This is a genomic window from Candidatus Peribacteraceae bacterium (genome assembly GCA_041661065.1).
Lineage (GTDB): Bacteria > Patescibacteriota > Gracilibacteria > Peribacterales > Peribacteraceae > CAIKAD01.
The window spans coordinates 718869-738301 of record JBAZVD010000001.1 but is presented as its reverse complement, the minus strand read 5'-3'; the positions used below and the strand labels follow the sequence as shown (position 1 = coordinate 738301).

The 19433-nt window shown below is 60.0% G+C and carries 23 protein-coding genes; 11 read left to right on the top strand and 12 right to left on the bottom strand.

Translation table 11 applies throughout. The features are described 5' to 3' along the window. Nucleotides 1-139: 139 nt before the first annotated feature. Entirely contained in the window at nt 140-622 is a 483-nt protein-coding gene (locus WC698_03410; GenBank protein ID MFA6039284.1) for a hypothetical protein, read from the top strand. A 138-nt stretch (nt 623-760) separates the two neighbouring features. On the opposite strand, the gene WC698_03405 is transcribed toward WC698_03410, so the two are convergent. Next, nucleotides 761-1135 (bottom strand): hypothetical protein, encoded by a 375-nt coding sequence (locus WC698_03405; protein MFA6039283.1) that lies wholly within the window; start codon nt 1133-1135, stop codon nt 761-763. 588 nt (nt 1136-1723) lie between these two features. Between WC698_03405 and WC698_03400 the strand changes: the two genes are divergently transcribed. The 5 genes from WC698_03400 (at nt 1724) to WC698_03380 (ending at nt 4859) form a co-directional block, all read left to right on the top strand. Next, nucleotides 1724-2725, top strand: a complete 1002-nt coding sequence (locus tag WC698_03400) for an ATP-binding cassette domain-containing protein (GenBank protein ID MFA6039282.1) — start codon at nt 1724-1726, stop codon at nt 2723-2725. Further along, complete coding sequence (locus WC698_03395) at nt 2722-3510, top strand: ABC transporter permease (protein MFA6039281.1); 789 nt, start codon at nt 2722-2724, stop codon at nt 3508-3510. The genes WC698_03400 and WC698_03395 overlap by 4 nt, the downstream gene beginning before the upstream one ends. A 103-nt stretch (nt 3511-3613) precedes the next feature. Continuing rightward, on the top strand, nt 3614-4204 hold the full coding sequence (locus WC698_03390) for a class I SAM-dependent methyltransferase (GenBank protein MFA6039280.1): 591 nt from the start codon (nt 3614-3616) through the stop codon (nt 4202-4204). A gap of 77 nt (nt 4205-4281) precedes the next feature. Beyond that, nucleotides 4282-4668, top strand: coding sequence for a hypothetical protein (locus WC698_03385; GenBank protein ID MFA6039279.1), 387 nt, complete (start codon nt 4282-4284; stop codon nt 4666-4668). After that, nucleotides 4665-4859, top strand: coding sequence for a helix-turn-helix transcriptional regulator (locus tag WC698_03380; GenBank protein ID MFA6039278.1), 195 nt, complete (start codon nt 4665-4667; stop codon nt 4857-4859). Before WC698_03385 ends, WC698_03380 begins: the two co-directional genes overlap by 4 nt. 26 nt (nt 4860-4885) lie before the next feature. Here the strand turns inward: WC698_03380 and WC698_03375 are convergent, their stop codons facing one another. The 4 genes from WC698_03375 to WC698_03360 form a co-directional block, all read right to left on the bottom strand. Further along, nucleotides 4886-6769 carry a sigma-70 family RNA polymerase sigma factor gene (locus WC698_03375; protein ID MFA6039277.1) on the bottom strand — a complete coding sequence of 628 codons (1884 nt, stop codon included), beginning with the start codon at nt 6767-6769 and terminating at the stop codon, nt 4886-4888. Between the two features lie 203 nt (nt 6770-6972). Further along, nucleotides 6973-7881, bottom strand: coding sequence for an SdpI family protein (locus WC698_03370; GenBank protein MFA6039276.1), 909 nt, complete (start codon nt 7879-7881; stop codon nt 6973-6975). Nucleotides 7882-7883: 2 nt separating this feature from the next. Further along, nucleotides 7884-8144: an autorepressor SdpR family transcription factor gene (locus WC698_03365; protein MFA6039275.1), complete on the bottom strand. Its 261-nt coding sequence runs from the start codon at nt 8142-8144 to the stop codon at nt 7884-7886. Between the two features lie 180 nt (nt 8145-8324). Then, on the bottom strand, nt 8325-8570 hold the full coding sequence (locus WC698_03360; GenBank protein ID MFA6039274.1) for a hypothetical protein: 246 nt from the start codon (nt 8568-8570) through the stop codon (nt 8325-8327). A gap of 273 nt (nt 8571-8843) precedes the next feature. On the opposite strand from WC698_03360, the gene WC698_03355 reads away from it, so the two are divergent. Further along, nucleotides 8844-9713: a zinc metalloprotease HtpX gene (locus WC698_03355; protein ID MFA6039273.1), complete on the top strand. Its 870-nt coding sequence runs from the start codon at nt 8844-8846 to the stop codon at nt 9711-9713. 130 nt (nt 9714-9843) lie between these two features. Then, a complete protein-coding gene (locus tag WC698_03350) occupies nt 9844-10227 on the top strand; it encodes a hypothetical protein (GenBank protein ID MFA6039272.1) in 384 nt (127 codons plus the stop codon). Between the two features lie 11 nt (nt 10228-10238). On the opposite strand, the gene WC698_03345 is transcribed toward WC698_03350, so the two are convergent. Next, nucleotides 10239-11099, bottom strand: coding sequence for a hypothetical protein (locus tag WC698_03345; protein MFA6039271.1), 861 nt, complete (start codon nt 11097-11099; stop codon nt 10239-10241). 104 nt (nt 11100-11203) lie between these two features. Here WC698_03345 and WC698_03340 point away from each other — a divergent pair, with 104 nt between their 5' ends. After that, nucleotides 11204-12541, top strand: coding sequence for a hypothetical protein (locus tag WC698_03340; GenBank protein MFA6039270.1), 1338 nt, complete (start codon nt 11204-11206; stop codon nt 12539-12541). A 12-nt stretch (nt 12542-12553) separates the two neighbouring features. On the opposite strand, the gene WC698_03335 is transcribed toward WC698_03340, so the two are convergent. From WC698_03335 to rsmG, 5 genes are all read right to left on the bottom strand, one after another. Then, on the bottom strand, nt 12554-12973 hold the full coding sequence (locus tag WC698_03335; protein MFA6039269.1) for a hypothetical protein: 420 nt from the start codon (nt 12971-12973) through the stop codon (nt 12554-12556). 89 nt (nt 12974-13062) lie between these two features. Beyond that, nucleotides 13063-14139, bottom strand: a complete 1077-nt coding sequence (gene purM / locus WC698_03330) for a phosphoribosylformylglycinamidine cyclo-ligase (protein ID MFA6039268.1) — start codon at nt 14137-14139, stop codon at nt 13063-13065. Between the two features lie 165 nt (nt 14140-14304). Next, nucleotides 14305-15105 carry an ATP-binding cassette domain-containing protein gene (locus tag WC698_03325; GenBank protein MFA6039267.1) on the bottom strand — a complete coding sequence of 267 codons (801 nt, stop codon included), beginning with the start codon at nt 15103-15105 and terminating at the stop codon, nt 14305-14307. Nucleotides 15106-15197: 92 nt separating this feature from the next. Next, nucleotides 15198-15797, bottom strand: a complete 600-nt coding sequence (locus WC698_03320; GenBank protein ID MFA6039266.1) for an RlmE family RNA methyltransferase — start codon at nt 15795-15797, stop codon at nt 15198-15200. Between the two features lie 98 nt (nt 15798-15895). Further along, entirely contained in the window at nt 15896-16603 is a 708-nt protein-coding gene (gene rsmG / locus WC698_03315; protein ID MFA6039265.1) for a 16S rRNA (guanine(527)-N(7))-methyltransferase RsmG, read from the bottom strand. A gap of 248 nt (nt 16604-16851) precedes the next feature. On the opposite strand from rsmG, the gene WC698_03310 reads away from it, so the two are divergent. Beyond that, complete coding sequence (locus WC698_03310; GenBank protein ID MFA6039264.1) at nt 16852-17253, top strand: hypothetical protein; 402 nt, start codon at nt 16852-16854, stop codon at nt 17251-17253. 61 nt (nt 17254-17314) lie between these two features. Then, nucleotides 17315-17950, top strand: a complete 636-nt coding sequence (gene pyrE, locus WC698_03305) for an orotate phosphoribosyltransferase (protein MFA6039263.1) — start codon at nt 17315-17317, stop codon at nt 17948-17950. 280 nt (nt 17951-18230) lie between these two features. On the opposite strand, the gene pheS is transcribed toward pyrE, so the two are convergent. After that, nucleotides 18231-19292: a phenylalanine--tRNA ligase subunit alpha gene (gene pheS, locus WC698_03300; GenBank protein MFA6039262.1), complete on the bottom strand. Its 1062-nt coding sequence runs from the start codon at nt 19290-19292 to the stop codon at nt 18231-18233. Nucleotides 19293-19433 lie beyond the last annotated feature (141 nt).

Here is a 19433-nt window from a genome sequence, read left to right as displayed (position 1 = left end):
CAGGGCACGGACTTCTTTGGTTTGGAATCAGATAATGAGATTCATTCTTGAATGAGCAAAGCAGAAAACATCAAATACTAAAACCATTTCATTATTCTTAAGTCATCCACAAATCCCAGCCATTGTATATAATACAAGTATGAATTTGGGTCTTGTTCTTCAAATAGCTGGAATTATCGTCCTGTTAACAGGACTCACCTTCTCATTTATCCGACGGGAGCCTACTATCTATTCATATATAAAAAACATTCAAGGTATTTTCATCAATTTAAAAGGCGATAATTATTTTAACAAGCCAAGAGTTGAACTTAGGCCAGTGAAAATAAACAGTCAGAATTCAAATCCAGAAATCGGACATGATTCAGAATATGAATTAGAAATCATAACACCAAATCCGATCGCAAAGTTCTTCCTCACAGTGAAGGTTCCCGATTCAGTATGGAGACCGGAAGAACCCTTTGCTCTATTTAATGACACAGTAACAGGCGATAGAGCTTGGTACGATTTTAAGGTAAAAAATGGCTACACGACTTTTGAAATACCCAATGCTACTGGCATATATCATCTTGTTTTTGGGAATACAAAGCCAGAGCAACTTACAATCAGAGATCTTAGATGGTGATTTCGCAGATCATCCACCAGCACGGGCCAGAATTCTCAAACCTCAAACTTCCCCGCCCGAAGCCATGCAACTAGTGGTCTGCGAAGCTCACGAAAGCCGAGCGGGATCTGCTTCTGTCACTGAGCAGGCGATGCGAGGTCATTCGTCTCCCATCGTTTCCACCGACGTAACGACCTGGCGCATCACGTCCTCAGACGGAGGAAACGTGAATTGCACGAGAACGAAGGTCTTCCCTTCTCGCCGTATGTATCCCACGACATCCCCCATGCCGACGAATTTGTACCGCTGCATCTGTATGCCATCAACCGTCACGCTTTCCAACGGGGAGTACGCCACCGCGTACTCCAAAATTCGTGGATCGCGCGTCCACATTGCAGTGATCATCGCGGTCTCGCCGCCCCTGTCCTGCGTGACACCCACAGAATGAAACTGGATGGGCTGATCGCGGAATTGCAAGACGCCGCGGGAAACGCCACGGGCATACTTGTAGTCCGGCGGGATAAAGAATGACACAGACACCTCAGGCTCGACACTTGCGCTGGACGAGGAGGAAGTCGAAGGCGAAGGAACAGGTGAAACTACGACTCGGTTGGCGCAAGAAGAAAGAAGCAGGACCGTGCTTATGCAGAGAATGGGGAAGAAAGGCTTCATAAGGGTGTAAAGAAGGGAAACTCCGGTATTGTGCCAGAATGGGGGCAAGCGAGACATCCGTGTCTATCGATATTCTCCGAACCTTCTCGGCTTTTCCGCTTCAGGAAGACACAAAAAACGTTCCATACGTACGTGGAACGTCCCTTGGCTTTAGATGAGCAATTAATTTGTACACCTTCTAGGTTCGACTGTCTCATTTGTCTCAGTTTCTTCCGATTGACCCGTTTGTCCTCAACCTCGAAAACACCCCATCACAAAACTCCAAACTGGCATCGAAAAAATGCTCGGGTTAGGGTCAGTCCCGTACGCCCAGCCTTCCTGCTACGCAAGCTTTGCAGGGTTATTCTGGGTGCGTCACATTCTCCGTAGCTGCGTAGGTGCATCTCCTCCTTCTCAAGTCCCCGTCTAAAGAATTGAACCCCTCTCGTCTTTACCGTATTCTGGCCGCTCATGCCAGAAACAGACGCCATCACCGTACGGAACCTCACCAAGTCCTTTAAGAAGCTCAAAGTGCTGGAGGGGATCAGCTTCACCGTCCCGCGCGGCACCATGCTGGCGCTGCTGGGGCCCAACGGCGCGGGGAAGACCACCATCATACGCATCCTCAGCACGCTCCTTCTGCCCGATGGCGGCGAGGCGCGGGTGAACGGGTACGACGTGGTGCGAAATGCGGATGAGGTGCGCCACACCATCGGCCTCACGGGGCAGTACGCTGCGATCGACGATGCCCTCACGGGCTGGGAGAACCTGGTGATGATGGGGCGGCTGTATCACTTGAGCAGAGAAGAGAGCAAGAGGCGGGCGCAGGCGCTGTTGGAGCAGTTTGAGCTTACGGATGCCGCCAAGCGCGCGGCGAAGACGTACTCGGGCGGTATGCGGCGGCGTTTGGACCTGGCCGTGAGCCTTGTGGCGGCGCCTCCCATCCTCTTCCTGGACGAGCCCACCACGGGGCTGGATCCCCGCAGCCGTTTGGCCATGTGGGACGTGATCGAGAAGCTCCTGCGCGGGGGCGCCACCATACTCCTCACCACGCAGTACTTGGAGGAAGCGGATAAGCTGGCGGACCGCATACTGATGATCGATCGCGGCAAGGTGATCGCGGAGGGGACGGCGTCGGAGCTCAAGGGGAAGGTGGGGAAGGACCGGTTGGAACTGGTGTTCAAGGAAGAGCGCGACATCGAGAAAGCCGTACGGAATCTGGGAAGGGAAGACATGACCGTACGCAAGGAGGAGCGCACGGTGAGCCTGCCCATGGATGACGTGCGGGAGGTCAAACACCTCCTGGACCGCCTGGAGCAAGCGGCGATCGCCGTGGAAAGCCTGTCGTTGCATAAGCCGACACTCGATGACGTCTTCCTGCAATTGACCGGCCGTGAACCGCAAGGCAACACGGCAAACCGTCCTGCGGAAGAAGTGAAGGAAGAAGCGGCTGTTCCCCCCTCCCGCCCATGAACGCCTCTTCCAAGCACTCCACGGCCTACTGGTACCTGAGCGATTCTTCGGTGCTCATCGTGCGCAGCTGGAAGCACATCTTCAAGAACATCGACCAGCTGCTCTCGCTCGTCATGCAGCCGCTCATGTTCATGCTGCTCTTCCGCTACGTGTTCGGGGGCGCCATAGACACGGGGCCCGTGACGTACGTCAATTACCTCATGGCGGGGATCATCGTGCAGACGGCGGCGTTCGGCGCCACCACCACCTCCATGAACGTCGCGCTGGATTTGAAGCGCGGGATCGTGGACCGGTTCCGCTCCCTCCCCATGTCCAACTCCACGGTGCTCGTGGGCCACGTGACGGCGGACCTGGCGCGCAACCTCATCTCCACCGTCGTCATGATCCTCGTGGGCCTCCTCGTGGGCTTCCGCCCCACGGCGGGTGTGCGCGAATGGCTGCTGGCGGCGGGGCTGCTCCTCTCGTTCACGTTCGCCATCTCCTGGGTCTCCGCCATCCTGGGCTTGCTCGCGCGGTCGGTGGAGGCGGTGATGTGGATCAGCTTCATGCTCATCTTCCCCATCACCTTCGCCAGCAGCGCGTTCGTCCCCACGGCGGGGATGCCCTGGGTGCTCCGGATCTTCGCGGAGAACCAGCCCGTGACGCACACCATCGAGGCGCTGCGCGCGCTCACGGTGGGCACCCCCATCGGCGCGCACGGATGGATCGCCCTCACGTGGTGGACCGCCATCACGCTCGTCTCCATCCCCGTATGCGGGTGGATGTTCCGCAGGTACGGGAGGTGAGAATCGAACAATAATTTTGTTCAGAAGTGCCATGCAGACCCTTGGGCGCGGACATTGGCAGGATTCCGGGTAAGAGTACGCCCGCAAGATGTTCAACAAGGGTATGGATCTCTACGCCCAACTCGATATTCCTCCCAAGGACCGCAACACCGCCATCCCGCAGGAGGAGGCGGAATACCTCTACCGTTTCCTCATCAAACACGGCCTCTCCCGCACCATGGAGACGGGCTTCGGGTACGGCAATTCCACCGCCCACATCATCGCGGCGACGCGGTCCATGCACGTTGCCATCGACCCGTACCAGGAGTACTACCGCAAAGGAGGAGTGCGGAACATGCGCAAGCTGGGTTTTGACACATACCTGCGATGGATCAACGAGCCCTCGCAGACGGCGCTGCCGGAAATCTACGTGCATGGGGCGACGTTCGATTTCGCCTTCCTGGACGGCGGCCACCGCTACGACGAGATCTTCATCGACTGGTTCTACACGGACCTGCTCTTGGAAGAGGGCGGCTTCATTGTGTTCCATGACTTGTGGCTACGCTCCATGCGGATGGTCACGTCGTTCATCCGCACCAACCGCAAGGATTACCGCGCGGTGCGCACGCCGTTCCCCACCATGGCCGCGTTCCGCAAGGTGGGCACGGACCGTAGGGACGTGAATCACTTCCGCAACTTCTGTCCGGGGCGGTGAGGGGGATTCCCCGAGATTCCTTGCGTTCCATATGAGAAATATGTAACGTTAGAAATATCACACTTCCCCCTTCTCCAATGCAGTACCGCTACCGCGCCGGCCTATTGGGCGGCGTTCTCCTGATCCTGGGCGGCCTCATTTTGGTCTTCACCGGCGGCTCCGGCATGGGGACCACGGTGATGCTCAACGCGGGCATGGTGATGGTCCTCGTCAGCCTCGTGCGCTTTCTCCACCTGAAGAAGGAGCCCGTGGAGCGCGATGAGCGCACGCGGAAGATCGCATACACGTCGCTGGCCGCGTCGTTCCAAATGATGCTTTTCGCCTTGCTGCTCCTGTGGTGGGTGGATTACCTTCGCCCGCTCCCGCTGACCGTCGGCCAGTTCATCCTGTGTATGGTGGTGGGCATGGCGCTGCTCATGGTCGGCTTTCGCTGGCACTACTCCCGTGTTCCGGATCTCCCATGAAGAACCGCATCAAAGAGCTCCGGGCGAAGGCAAACCTGACGCAGGAAGAGCTGGCGCGGCGCGTGGGCGTGCGGAGGGAAACGGTCCTCTACTTGGAACAGGGGAAATACAATCCGTCACTCCGCCTCGCGCACGACGTGGCCAAGGCGCTTCACGCTTCCTTGGACGACGTGTTCCTGTTCGAGGGGTGAGGGGAAGGGGGCGCGGTTCGCGTTCCTCACGCATTCCCAGGTGATTCGGCAGGGAGTTTGAAGTACTCAGCCTTTCCTTTCCGCGTGAGGCAAACGCTCATGAGGGGAGGATACTCACCCTTGAGGTGTCTCTCCCTAAGGAAACCTTCTTGGATCAATTGTTGGATGTGCCTACGGATGATCTTCTCGTCCGCAGGGGGTTCCTCCCCTCGCTTGCGAGCGACAGGTGGTTTACCTTCAAGTTCATGCACGGTGCGCAGGATGTTTTGCTGGAGGGAATTGAACTTGTAGGAGAGCGCCTCGCGTCCCTCGCCCCCATCGTCCATCAAGCCCTTCAACTGATTACTCCGGGATGGACCTTGCATCTTCCGGATGGTTTTCGCTTCAATCTGTCGTATCCGTTCGCGGGTCACGCCGAAGATTTGACCCACCTCTTTGAGGGTATAGTCAATTCCGTCCTTCAAACCGTAACGCATTTGGATGATTGCCCGTTCCCGTATGGAACAACTCTCCAGCACCTCCGCGATACGCGCTCCCTGTTCCGATTGCACGGCGCGGGTACTGGGCGGTTCATACCGCAAATCTTCCTCCATCGAACCGATGGTATCCTCTTGTTTGGATCCGACGGGGTAATCGAGGCTCAGAGGAGTTCTTTTCCTGCGCATGTACTTCTCCACATCTTTCAGGGCGAATCCGCCGGCTTCGGCCACCTCCTCCGTCGTCGGTTCGCGTTCGTATTGATGCCAGAGGCGGTTGATGACTGTGCGCAATTGCGTTGGATTGGCGGCAAGGTTCGCGGAATGACTCTGGTCGGAGATGGCGCGTGTTATCGCTTGTCGTATCCACCATGTGGCGTAGGTACAGAATTTGAAGCCTCTGCGGTACTCAAACTTTTCCGCCGCACGCATGAGGCCGGAATTCCCTTCCTGGACGAGGTCCAGGAAGCTCAAGCCGCGGTTGCAGTACGTCTTGGCGATGGAGACGACGAGGCGCAAGTTCCCCGTTATGAGCTTATTCCTCGCGCCGATATATTCCGCGTAACGAGGGGCCATACGCGCAACACGGTCACGGAGTTGCGTGGGTGTCTCCTGGCATTGCTGCAAGATCCATTGGACTTCCCGTATCCACTCTTCGCGGTCCGCGGGATTATCCCTCTTCTGGTCAAAGTGCTTGATGCGCCGCCGATGGTTATCCACACGCCGGCTGAACTCTTCCAGCTGCTTCGCCCATTGCTCGATCCGGTTCGTGCGGAGGCTCAGCTCCTCCATTAACCGAACCACCTTGCGGCGGCCGCGCTTTGCGGCTTTCCAAGCCTTGCGTCGTTCCTCCTTCCTTTCTCTGTTGCGTATTGCTTCTGCGAACAGCGTCTTGTTCCTCTGCAGGAGGTCCGTGATCGTACGCACATTCAGGGGAAGGCGCTTTCTCAGCCGGTGTTTTCCCTTTTCATCCTTATTACTGACCTGCATGGAGCGGTCCAACGGCCCCTTGCCGCTTTCCATTCTTTTCAGAATCCTCATTGCCTCTCGCATGACGTACGGACTCGCCAGTACCTCTCTGCGGAAATGAGCGCGGTTCTCTTCCATGGTCATTGACAAAGAAATCTCTTCCTGTTTGCGGAGGAGGGGGATTTTCCCCATTTGCTTCAAATACATGCGCAAGGGATCATCGATGAAGTCATTATCGTCCTCCTCCGCAAGCGGGCCCTCCTCCTTCTTCTCCTCTTCTTCTTCGTCAGGCTCCATTCCCTCATCGGTTAGGTCTTTGAGGTATTCCTCAAACTCCGCATCATCGTACTCCCTCCCCATGTCCCCCGGGAGAGGCAGGTCTTCCGGGTCATCCGGCAACGCGGGGACCTGCGCTTCAAAATTGCCGGGGTACTCGTCGAAGAGCTGTTCCATGCGGACGGTCATACTAGTCCTTTTTCACTATGGATGTCACGTCATGTCTAGAGGATGGGACGTGGAGAGAGGAGGGTATATTTGGCTAGCCCTTGCGTAAAGGTAGAAGAATTCAGGTTGCAGAAGTACAGAGAGATTTCAGGATGAAGGAAGGCAGACAGATCCTGTGGTCCCGGTCACCTCTCTTCTACCTGTTTCCTGCTTTCTTCCAGGGATCATAGGCAGGGGACGGTCGGTTGGGGAACTTGCGGGTTCCCGTGCTTTATCCATTGGCCGTTGTTGCAGAGCCAATCGTCTTCCGAGGAGAGGAGGCGGAGGCCTACGGCCACGGCGAACGCCACCGCGGCGCAGAAGACGATGAGGAGGAGGAAGGATTTCTTCCCCCCGCGCGTGGCGAGGGCGTTTGTGCGCGGGAAGATGAGGAAGGAGTAGGCGATGGGGAGGAGCGTGATGAGCAGCAGGATGGAGAAGAACACCCAGCCCGGATGGAACCAGAAGAACGCTTCCCCCATCACGGCCAAGCCGCCGAGCACGAATGTCCAGCCGCCGAACCGCTGGCTTCTGTTCCATGTTTCGGGATCCGAGAGCGTCCAGGGCGTGCGCAGCCCCACGAACCAGTTCTGTCGGATCTTGCCCATGTAATTGCCAATCACCACGAACAGCGCACCGACGCCGAACACCACGTAGCGTCCCACGAGGGGGGATTGGGCGGGGTCCAGCGTCGCGAGCATGGTGATGCAGAAGATGTAGGCCATGAACGCCACGATGGCGGTCTGCAGCACGTCCCACGCGTGCAGGAACTCCGCGTAGTTCGCGCTCTTGGGGTCGAAGCGTTGGAAGACGGGGAAGAGGATCGCCATGACGAGCGTGATCCCCGGGATCAGCCACGTACCGTACGTCTTGGGGGAGAACTGGTCGGCTTGTCCTTCCAAGTTCCAGTGCGTGGGGATGTGTTCGGGGAGGCCGGGGTAGAGATAGGCCGCGAGCGCGAACAGCCCGGCGACGAGGAGCCATCGGATGATGACCAGAGGCCGGCGGCCCCACCGCATGTCCTGCCGGATATCCCGTGCGCCGGAGAGGGGTGCGGAGCCGAGAGGGGAGCCTTGGAGAGGGGAGTGCGCCATGGTCAGCGGGAGAAGAAGGATGAGAAGGAAACGAGGACGTCCTCCAGGACGGAGGTGTTGAGGGAGTAGTAGATGAACTTGCCGCGGCGCTCGGTAGCCACCAAGCCGGCGCGCTTGAGGATGTCCAGATGGTGGCTGAGCGTGGGGCCGGTGAAGCGGAAGTACTGCCGGAGCTCCGAGACGTTGAGGTCCCGCTTCTTGAGGAGCTTGAGGATCTGGCGCCGCTGCGGGTCGGAGAGGGCTTTGAAGACAGAATCGGACATTTCGATAATTCGAAAGATGTCTAAATGATACTCTGCAGGCAATGCACAGTCAATAGTCTTCTTTCCGGCAGCCTGCTCGTTCCACTGCGGCTTGATCCTGCGCGTTCCATCCTTCTCGGCCCGCCCGCACGATCCCTCGGCTGCGCGCATGATGACCCACGCGCCGCATTTCCTCCGGGGTTATTCCTCCGACAACGCCTCTTCGCTGTTCAGTTCGTGGAGATGCTGCAAATCCTCCTGCACGCTCGCCAGGTGCTCGTGCAGCTCTTCCACCTTCATGCGGAATTCCTCGCGGCCTTCCGCGCGTTCCGTGGGGACTGTCTCCAGCGCGTTCCACCGGTCCTGCGCTTCCTCCAGCATCAGCTCGATGCGGGCTTCCAGCTTCCTCCGTGCGTCCTCCGCGGCGATGCGCGTTCGGGTGGCCATGGGAGAGGGGAGCATTGCGCCTATCCTCATGAGGTGTGTACCTTTCGGTACAGTGGCCTCAGAGGGTAGGTGCGTATTCAGTGACGGAGATAGTATGTTTGTCTTTCAAATAAAGGTGAAAAGATGCAGAGGATGCAGAAGATGCAGAAGAGATGAAACATTCAGGCTGTGCGGGCATGCATACCTTTCCTTTGCTTCTCCTGTTTCTTCTGCATCCTTCCAACTCAACAGAATACTCGCACAACCCTCTCCTCTCTCCTACACTTCTCCCCCATGGCACGACTCAAGACCACCCTCCTCCTCGCCGCCCTTACCGGGCTCTTCCTCTTCATCGGCTACTCCTTCGGCGGCCGACAGGGGGCATTCTTGGCGCTGGGGCTGGCCGCCGTGATGAATATCGGCTCCTACTGGTTCTCCGACCGCATCGTGCTGGCCATGTACGGGGCGAAGGAAATTTCCTCTTCGGGCAATCCCCGCCTCCACGCCATGGTGCGCGAACTGGCGCAGCATGCGGGGCTCCCCATGCCGCGCCTCTACCTGGTCAATCTGCCCGTCCCCAACGCCTTCGCCACCGGACGCAACGAGCGCCATGCGGCGCTGGCCGTCACCAGCGGCATTCTGGAAGTCTTGGAAGAGAAGGAGCTGCGCGCGGTGCTGGCGCACGAGCTTTCGCACGTGAAGAACCGCGACATGCTGGTTTCCACCATAGCCGCAACGCTCGCGGGGGCGCTCTCGTATCTGGCGCAGATGGCGTACTGGGGCGGGCTCGGGGGCGGCGGGGGCTGGGGCAACAACAGGGACCGGGGCGGGGGAGCGGGCGCCATCGTCCTCATCCTCCTCTCTCCGCTCATCGCCACGCTGCTGCATTTGGCGGTCAGCCGTTCGCGCGAATATTTGGCGGACGAGAGCGGCGCCAAGATAAGCGGCGACCCGCTGGCGCTGGCGAGTGCGCTGCGCAAGATCCATGCCTCCACGCGCGCGCGGCCGCTCATCCCGCAGCCCCGCTACGAGGCGACGGCGCACCTCTTCATCATGAATCCCTTCAAGCCTTCGTTCCTCCTCTCGCTCTTCTCCACCCATCCGCCCGTGGAAGAGAGGGTAAAACGGTTGGAGGGGATGGTAAACGGGAGGCGTAGGACGTAGTACGTATGACGTAGTACGTATGACGTATGACGTATTACGTATGCAGAACGAAGTATACGCAATACGTAATACGCAATACGCAATACGCCCTGTCTGTGCTACTGTACCAGCGCACTCTTCCCCTTCTTCTATGCAGCGCAACGCTCTCCTTCTCCTTCGGACCGGCCTCGCCATCACGTTCATCTGGGTCGGCGTCCTGATCCTGCGCGACACGAGCATGTGGGCGTACCCCATTCTCCCGTGGGCGAAGCGGCTCCTTACGGTCGGCGGCTCCCTGAAGCCCGTCCTCCAAGCCGTTGCGGTGCTGGACATCCTGGTGGGTGCGGCGTTGATCCTCAACCTGGGCTCCTGGATCGCCGCGACAGTGGGGGTGGTGGTGCTCACGGCTGCACTTGTTGTCACCGGTGCTTCCGGCGCGCTCGCCACGAACTTCGGCCTGCTGGGCGCTTGCTTGGCGACCCTCCTGCTCACCGCACCGGATTCACTGCTCAAGAAGCTCGGCCTCGCCCGCTGATCCCCTTCCGGTCAGCCGCGCAACGCCTCCGTCCGGGGTATGCCGTCCACGCCGTACAGGCGCAGTTTGCGCATGAGGTGTTCCCGGTAATCGGTCACCGCGTCGGCGGCGATGGAGCAGAACGGGTGGCGGGGCGGTTGCCAGAAGAACGTGCGGCGGTACCGCGGGGAGAGGATGCGGTCGAACAGGCGGCGGGAATCGCGCGGGCGGGGGGCGTGCACCAACAGGCAATTGCCGATGTCCCACAGGTGGTGGGCGTCGCTGCCGCCGAGCCAGATGACGCCGCGGGGGATGAGTGCGCCCGGCAGGCGGATGGTCCGGTTCATCTGGAACGTGAGGCGCTTGAAGAGCCCCCTCAGGTGGAGCAGGGACACCACGGTCCGCAGGGCGACCAGGGAGGAGTTGTACTTCTCCACGAAGTGCAGCTCCCGTTCCTCCTTGCGCGCCGTGCGCTCGGAGCGGTGGTGGAGGATGCCGGAATCGCTGGGGACGTAGGGGTGCGCGATCACGCCGTAGAGCCGGCCGTCCTTCTGCACGCGCGCCACGAGCTTTTCGAGCGTGAGCCGGTAGGGGGTGAGGATGTCCTTCTTCCCGTAGACGTAGGTATCCCGCGAGAAGACCACCACGTCTATCCCTTCCTTGGTGAGCGCCTCCACCGCGGGGACCAGGTGCGTGCGCGCGTTGCGCGGACGGTACCGCATCAACGCCTCGTACGAGCGCCGGGGATGCTTGAAGGCGTGCTCGGACACGAAGACCATGTCCAGCTTCCGCTTGCGGAATGTTTCCCAAATGTTGCGCGCCCGGCGACGGATACAAGATTCCGGCAGCCAGAACGAGAAATTCGGGTGGAAGTGGGTATCAACGCGTATCATGTGTTTAATGTAATTATAACATAAAACAACTATCCTAACAATAATAGGAGGAAAGTCCCCCTTCTCCTCGACGCAGGGGGGTCTCCTGTGGATACTTGAGGGTCATGGAACACGCACATTGGATACGGAGAGCAGGACGGGAAGGGGTGGTGCTCGCCATTCCCATCGCGCTCTTCCTCACGTTCCTCGTCGTGGCGCGCCACGGGCTCTTCGGCGATGAGCCGCTCCACGCGGACCAGATCCAACGCTTCATCCGAGGCGATTTCGGGCTCAATCCTTACATCACGCAGTTGCCCGGGTACCATGCGGTGATCGCGCTGCCGGGGCGGCTGTTCGGTGTGCAGGACCTTCCGTTGCTGCGCCTCCTCACGTTCCTCCTCAGCCTGTCCGCGCTCCCCATCGTGTACCTCACCGCCCGCGCATTGGATGAGCAAAGCGCGCTCGTGCGAACGGTCCAATTCGTTTTCTTTCCCATCCTTCTCCCATTCTTCTTTCTCCTCTACACCGACCTGCTCTCTCTCCTCCTCGTGGTGCTGGGGTTCCTCCTCGTGTGGAGGCGGCACCCCGTGTGGGGCGGCATCGCCGGCGTGGGCGCGGTGCTTGTGCGGCAGACGGATATCCCGTGGCTGGCGTTCCTATTCCTCCTCGCCTTGTGGCGCGAGGGGCTTCTTAGCCTCATCCCCTATCCCCCTCTCCAGCCCCTCCGCCTGCCAGCTTGGAGAGGGGGCACACTCCGGGACAAGAAGAGCGTGGTATCTGCGCATCATAGTCTGTTCATTCTTCTGCGCCTTTCACGCAACGTCCGCTCATGGCTTACCGTCAGCGCACCGTACGTCTTCGGTTTTGCGGCGTTCGGCGCCTTCGTGCTCCTCAATGGCGGCGTGGCATTGGGCGACCAGGGCGCGCATCCCTTCCCCTCGTTCCACTTGGGCAACGTCACCTTCGCGCTGTTCCTGACGTTCTTCTTCCTGCTCCCGCTCCATATCGCCAATATTCCGCGCATCCTCCGTCTCGTAAGCCGCAAGGCCTGGGTCATTCCCCTCCTCTCGCTCCTCTTCCTCTTCTTCTATCTCACCTTCGCCAACGACCATCCCTACAACCAGGAATCCCACGCGTTCTTCCTGCGCAACCGCGTCCTCCTCTTCGCCGCATCGTCTCCGATGAACCGCGCGCTCTACCTCCTCCCCGCCGTCCTCTCCATCCTCTCGCTCGCCGTCACGCGCATGCGGCAGCCGGTCTTCCTGCTCCTCTACCCCGTCACGCTCCTCTTCCTGGTGCCGTCGTGGCTGGTGGAACAGCGGTACTACTTCATCCCCTTCACGCTCTTCCTCCTCTTCCGCGAACGGTACCCGCGCACCGTGGAATACGGGATGGCCGCGCTGCATGTCGTGGTGGCGTACGTATTCCTCTTCGGCATCGTGGGGGATATGTTCTTTTTATGAGAAAATTCCCCGTCACTTCCTCGCCAGTATGTTGCCGAAGCTCTTCTGCCACGTCTTCAGCAGCTCCTGCGCCTTGACGATGTCATCCACCGCCACGTACACCGCCGCCTCCTTGCCGTACGCCGTGGCGTAGATGGTGCGAATGGTGAGCTTGGCCGCCGCGCACGCGCGCGCAATGAGGGCGATGGCGCCGGGCTTGTTCTTCATGCGGAAGGAGAGCACCGGCGTGACGGTCACCTTGTACTGCGGCTGCAGCGTCATCTTGGCCGTTTCGGGGTCATCCACGATGAGGTGCGCCATGCTCGACACTTTTCCTTCGGACAGGCTGATGGCGTTGATGTTCACTTCCGCCGTGCGCAGCAGGTCGCTGAGGGCGGCCAGGTTGCCCGGCGCGTTGGGGAGGGGGACGTTGAGTTGGATCGCGGTTCCCATAGGGACGGAGCAGAATGGAACGGTGAGGGAGGAAAGGCAAGAAATATGTATAAAAATAGTATTCAATAACAGCGACGCGTCCCGCTCCTTCACCAGACGAGGTTCCCGGTGAAACGTACGTTCTTCTTCCCGTCCACAATCTCCCCAATCACGGCGCTTTCCAGCCCCTTCCCGTCCAAATGGCTGCGGATCAGTTGTGCGCTCTTGGGGTCGGCGACCATCACGAGTCCCGCCCCCATGTTGAAGGTGCGGAGCATGTCGGCATCGGACACGTTCCCCGCTTCGCGGATCACGCGGAAAATGGGAAGGATGCGGAGGGCGGAGAGGTCGAAGGCGGCGTCGAGGTCCGCGGGGAGCACGCGGTCGAGGTTCTCCGCGATCCCCCCGCCCGTGATGTGCGCCATGCCGTGGAGCTCGGGGAGGTCGAACAGGTCGCGGATGCCCGGAAGGTAATTGGTGTGCGGCTTGAGGATGGCGTCCAGGAAGCTCTCGCCGCCACGGTCGGTCGCGACCGACGTGGCGCCGTCGTTGATGGTCTCCTTCACGATCTCCGGTTTCTCCTCCATCAGTCTGCGTACCAGCGAGTAGCCGTTGGTGTGGAGGCCGTTGGAAGCAACGGCGATCACCCGGTCGCCTTTCTTGATCTTGGACCCGTCGATGATCCCGCTCTTCTCCACGATCCCCACCACGCTGGAACCGAGCACGTACGTTCCCGCCGCCAGGGTCCCCGGCTGCTCCGAGGTCTCGCCGCCCGTAAGGGTGCACCCGTTCTTGCGGCAGATCTCCGCCATGGACTTCACCATGGTGGACACCACATCGCGTTCCATTTTTCCGCAGACGATGAGGTCCTGCACCGTGAGAGGGACGGCGCCCATCACCGCGATGTCGTTGAAGAGATGGTGGAGCATGTCCTCGCAGATTTCCCGCACCTTCCCGTGCTTAATGGAGAGGAGCTGCTTGCTCCCCGGCTCTTCCGTCTTGAAGACGAGGACGGGATGCTTGTAGCCGGGGAAGGACGCTTCGAAGAGCGAGGCGAAAGCCCCCACCTTGTTCATCACGCGGGGGTCGTCACTCTGCATCGCATTTGCCATCTCCTTCTTCGTCGCATTGGCGGCGTCGATGTCCACGCCGGCCTCCTTATATGAGAGCTGGGGGGGCTTCTTCATGGGAAGAGTGTAGCGGGTTTTTCCCCTCTCCCCTAGCCCCTCCCCCACGGGGGGAGGGGAATGTGTATTGTTTGTTCTTACCGAAAGATGCACCTAAAACGCACAACCACAAACAGAAACACACCCTTCCCCCTTTGGGGGAAGGGCTGGGGTAGAGGGAAGACATCACAGCGCCCCTATCGACGTGATCTTCACCCTGCGGCCGGGCTCCGGGTGGATCCGGGAGACGGCCTTCCGCTGCGCCTTTGTCACTTCCTCTTCCGTCGTGGGTTCCGCGGGGGCGGAAGCTTGGGCCGGGGGATCCTGCCTCCGCGCGCTGTCGAACGCGCGGCCGTCCTTGAGGGTGATGGTGCGCGCTTTGAGCGCAGCGGCGAGTGCGGCATCGTGCGTGGCCAGGACCACCGTGGAGCCGAGCGTGTGTAGGTCGCGCAGGACCTTGAGGACCAGTTTCGCCTGCACCGGGTCCAGGTCCGCGAGAGGCTCATCGGCCAGGAGGATGGCGGGCTTGTGGATGATGGCGCGCGCCAGCGCGACGCGCGCCTGTTCTCCCGCGGAGAGCTCCTGCGGGAACGCGCGCGCCTTCCCCTCCAGACCGAGGTAGGTGAGCACGGCGGGGACGCGCTTGCGGATGGTGCGGTCGTTCATTTCTCCCGCTTCCAACGGGAACGCCACGTTCTCCGCCACCGTGCGGTGGGGGAGGAGCTTGCGGTCCTGGAAGACCATGCCCACCCGGCGGCGGTAGAGCTGCATGGCGGGCGGGGGAATGACGCGCAGGTCCACGCCGTCCACTTCCACCGTGCCGGCCGAGGGGTTCTCCGCGCCGATGAAGAGGGAGAGGAGCGAGGTTTTCCCCGAACCGCCGTCGCCCACGATGCACACGAACTCCCCGGGCTCGATGGAGAACGAGAGGTCCGAAAGGACCGTATTCTTCCCGTGGCGCACCGTCACTTGCTGCAGCGAAAGCATCGGGAGAGAATGTAGCGGAAAAAGCTGCTACAAGGAACTTCACAGGAGGGCGCGTATTGCGTATCGCGTATCTTCGTTTATTAGGTGCAATACTATGCTTTCCTCATCACGAGGTAGACCTCCCTGCTCCTGTCGCGGCTTGCCTGGACTTTAGAGACGCGGATGTCGCGCCAGTGCCCGGTGACTTTCATATCGCGCAGCAGTTCGTCGAAATCCCCGCCGCGGAACACCTTGATCACGCAGAAACCCCCCTTCTTCAGGTGCCGCACCGCCACGGCCAGCACGGTGTGGGCCAGTTCCACGGAACGCCACTGGTCGATGTCCTTCACGCCGCTGGTATTGGGTGCGATGTCGGAGAGCACCAGGTCCACGAAACCCGTCTCCTCTTCCTCCAGCATCTCCTCCAATTTCTTGTCGTTCGTGATGTCGAAGCGGTGCACGGAGACGTTGGGCGCCACTTCCTCAATCGCCTGCAGGTCCACCCCGATCACCTTCCCGCCTTCCCCCACCTGGCGGGAGGCGTACTGCAGCCAGCTCCCCGGCGCGGCGCCCAGGTCCAGCACGGTCATGCCGGGGGCGAGGAGCGTGAAGCGCCGGTCCAGCTCCATGAGCTTGTAGACGGAGCGGGCACGGAAGCCTTCGGCCGCCGCTTTCTGGCTCCACTTGTCGTTGGGGGTGTAGGGCTTGGGCATGGGAGAGGAGTCCGAAGAAACCGAGGAATCCGAAGAATCCGAAGAGAAGCTCAGTGTACCCCTTGGTTTCCTCGGTTTCATCGGCTTCTTCGGTTTCCTCACTCCAAGGGCTTCTTCCCCGGCACGCCCACCTCCCTCGGGTACTTTCCGCTCAGGGGTGCCGTCTTTTGGAACACCAGCAACTGCCGTTTGCCCCATGTCTCCCCCAGGTCGTACACGTGCTGTTTGATCAAATGCGTGGAGAGTTCCGCCCGCGCAAGGAGCGAATCCTGCAGTTCCCGCTCGATGGTCACGCTCTTCCACAGGACGATGTGTCCTTGGGGCTTCACGAACGGCGCCGCGAACTCCAGGAGCACGTTAAGTTCCGCCACGGCGCGGGAGGTGACCACATCGAACTGCTCGCGATATTCCGTGTTCCGTCCGAATTCCTCCGCGCGTCCGGTCACGAGACGGACGTTGGGCAGGTCGAGGGAAGCCGCGATGCGCCCCACGGCATCCGTTTTCTTCTGCACGGAATCGAGACCCGTGCACTGCGTACCGGGGAGCGTGATGGCGAGGGGGAGGAGGGGGAAGCCGCCGCCGGTCCCGAGATCGAGGATGGTCTTCGCCTCGGTCACCTGCGGCAATTCCAGCGCCGCGAGCGAATCCAACACGTTCCCTATCCAGCATTGCTCCTCCGTGCGGAACGCGGAGAGGTTCACCTTCGCATTCTCCTCCAGGAAGGCGGAGACGAGTTGCCGGAGCTGCGCCTGCCCTCCGAAGTCCCCGAAGGGGCGAAGGAGGGGTTCGAACGCGGGAGGCACCATGGGGACATCATAGAGCATTTTCGCCCTCCTGCCGCGCCGCCAGTTGCACTTCCGGACCATGGGCTGCGAGCGCGGAGCGCGTCTGTTCCGCCATCAGCCGATGGTGACTGCGGATAGGGCAATCGGGGGAGGGGATTGGTCAAAGAACAAGCGGCGGAAGCAATGACTTTATGGCTTCCCTATAAGGAAAAGTGAGAAGGGCAACGGTTTCCCTGCATGGGAAACAGAGAGGAGTAGAATAGTGCTTCATGCTGCAGAAAGGGACGATTGATACTGCCGATTATTACGCGATTACGAGCGACCCCACGTACGTTTCCTTCGGACGTTCGTTCTTGGAGGATGTGGGGAAGGTCCTTGGCAGCGAAGACAACGCACAGGTGATGCGGGGAACGTTGGAGACGTTCCTCAGTTCCCGTATGCATGATGAGTACGCGGCGATATTCGGATTTGTCACCAGCAACGGCCATCATGGGACGGTCTTGAGGGATGCTCTCTGCACGATGAAGAGGCACGACGTACGGAGCGAGTGCGGCGCACTGGAGCCCATGCTGGATTATCTTCCCCCCGGGGCGGCAAGTCGGGAATTACGGCGCGCCATGGATGAAATTCTTGAAATGTGTGACGTGCCTGCGGAGAAATCCCTTTCCTGAGCCTCTCGTTTGTTTCCTCCCGGGAGAGGCGCTATTCTCCAATCACTCCTCCCGCGTATCCATGCCCTACGGTGAACGCATCGCGCAGTTCCTGCTCTCCATCGGAGCCGTCAAGCTCCGCCCCCGGGAACCGTTCACCTGGGCGAGCGGCATCAAGAGTCCCATCTACTGCGACAATCGGATGATCTACAGTCATCCGGACGCGCGGGATTACATCGTGCAGTCGCTCGCTTCCCGCGTGAAGGGGCTGCACGTCCCCGCGGACGTCATTGCCGGCACGGCTACCGCCGCCATCGGCTGGGCGGCGCTCGTGGCGGACAGGATGAAGCTGCCTTTCGTGTACGTGCGCGCCAAGGCCAAGGACCACGGCGCCAAGAAGCGGATCGAGGGGGATATGAAACCGGGCAAGCACATCGTGGTGATCGAGGACCTCATCTCCACGGGCGGATCCTCCCTCTCTACGGTGGAGGCGCTGCGCAACGAGGGACAAGGGACGGTTTCCGATATCGTCTCCATCTTCAGCTACGAGTTCCTGGCCGCGCGTGAGAACGCCCTGTGCGAGAACGTCTCCTTCCACCCCCTCACCACCATTTCCACGCTCCTGCATGTGGCGATGGGCGACGGGAGGATCACGGACGAGGAATCGCGGATGGTCCACGAATTCGTTACGGAACCGGAGAGTTGGATGAAGAAGTGATATTGACAATACATAAAATTAGTATAGATTGATAATGTCAGCATGCGCTGGTTACCTTGGTTCTTTACTGTCTTTGGACGTGGGAGAAATCTATGGGCAAGCCTGAACAGAATGACAAGCCGGTGCTGGTACGAGATCGAAAAGGAAATCTCCACTTCCGAAATACCGGTCAGATGAAAGAAGGAGATCGGATCATTCGGGAGGCCAAGAAAGAGGAGATCAAGGAAAACCATCTCCGCTGACCAAGGGAAGCCGCCTGCCCATACGGACAGGCGGTTTTTTAGAACTGTCGCAAGAACCTCAAGTCTCCGTTATAGAGCGCGCGGATATCCGGTATCTGGTGTTTGATCATGATCATCCGTTCGATGCCGAAGCCGAAGGCGAAGCCCTGCCACTCTTTAGGGTCTATGCCGCAGTTCCGGAGCACGTTGGGGTGCACCAGTCCGCAACCCACAATCTCCAGCCACTTGCCCTCGCGGCTTTGGCCTTCTTCCCCCTGCCACTTCATGTCCACTTCCAGCCCCGGCTCCACGAAGGGGAAGAAGCCCGTGCGGAACCGGAACTCCGCTTTGGGGGAGATCAATTCGCGTATGGCGGTGACCATCACGGCCTTCATGTTGGCGAGCGACACGTCCTTGCCGATCATCAGCCCCTCGAACTGGTGGAACATGGGGGAGTGTGTGGCGTCGGCATCCTTGCGGTACACCTTGCCCGGGCAAATGATGCGCAGCGGGGGCTTGTGGTCCTGCATGTAGCGCACCTGCACGGGGGAAGTATGGGTCCGCAGAACGTACCGGCCTCCCGGCGGCTCGCCTTCGTCCCGCGTTGCGGGACTACGGTGGGCAGGAAGGGAATCCTCCGCGATCCAAAAGGTATCCTGCGCGTCGCGCGCGGGGTGCGTTTCCGGGACGTTCAACAGGTTGAAGTTGTTGTCCTCGGTCTCCACTTCCGGCCCCTCCGCCACCTCGAACCCCATGCGGCCGAACACTTCCTCCACCTGCCGGATGAATTCGGGGATCAGGTGCAGGTGTCCGTGCTCGCGCTCCGGCAACGTCAAGGTCACGTCAATCCCGTCCGTCTCCGCCAGCGACCCCAGCGCGGCGGCGCCCAGCGCCCCCTTCCGTTCCTCCAGCAGCCGCGTGAAATCCTGCTTAACGGCGTTGAGCGCCTTGCCTTCCTTTGCGCGCTCCTCCGGGGAGAGCGTCCCCAGGCGCTTCATGGCTTGCGTGATGGCGCCGTGCTTGCGCGAGTAGAGCTCCTGCTCCACGCGTTCGAGCTCGGCGAGGGAAGAGGCGTTGGCAATGGCTGCCTTCAGGTTGTCGAAGGTGGGGGAAGAGGTCATACGGGAAGGATAGCGCTGTTGTGGGCGTATTGCACGTTGATGGAGGTTTGGAGATAAGAAACCGACGAAACCGAGGAAACCGAAGAAACCGAAGTGTGTTTCAGTATTCGCCCCTCGGTTTCCTTGGTTTCTTTGGTTTCC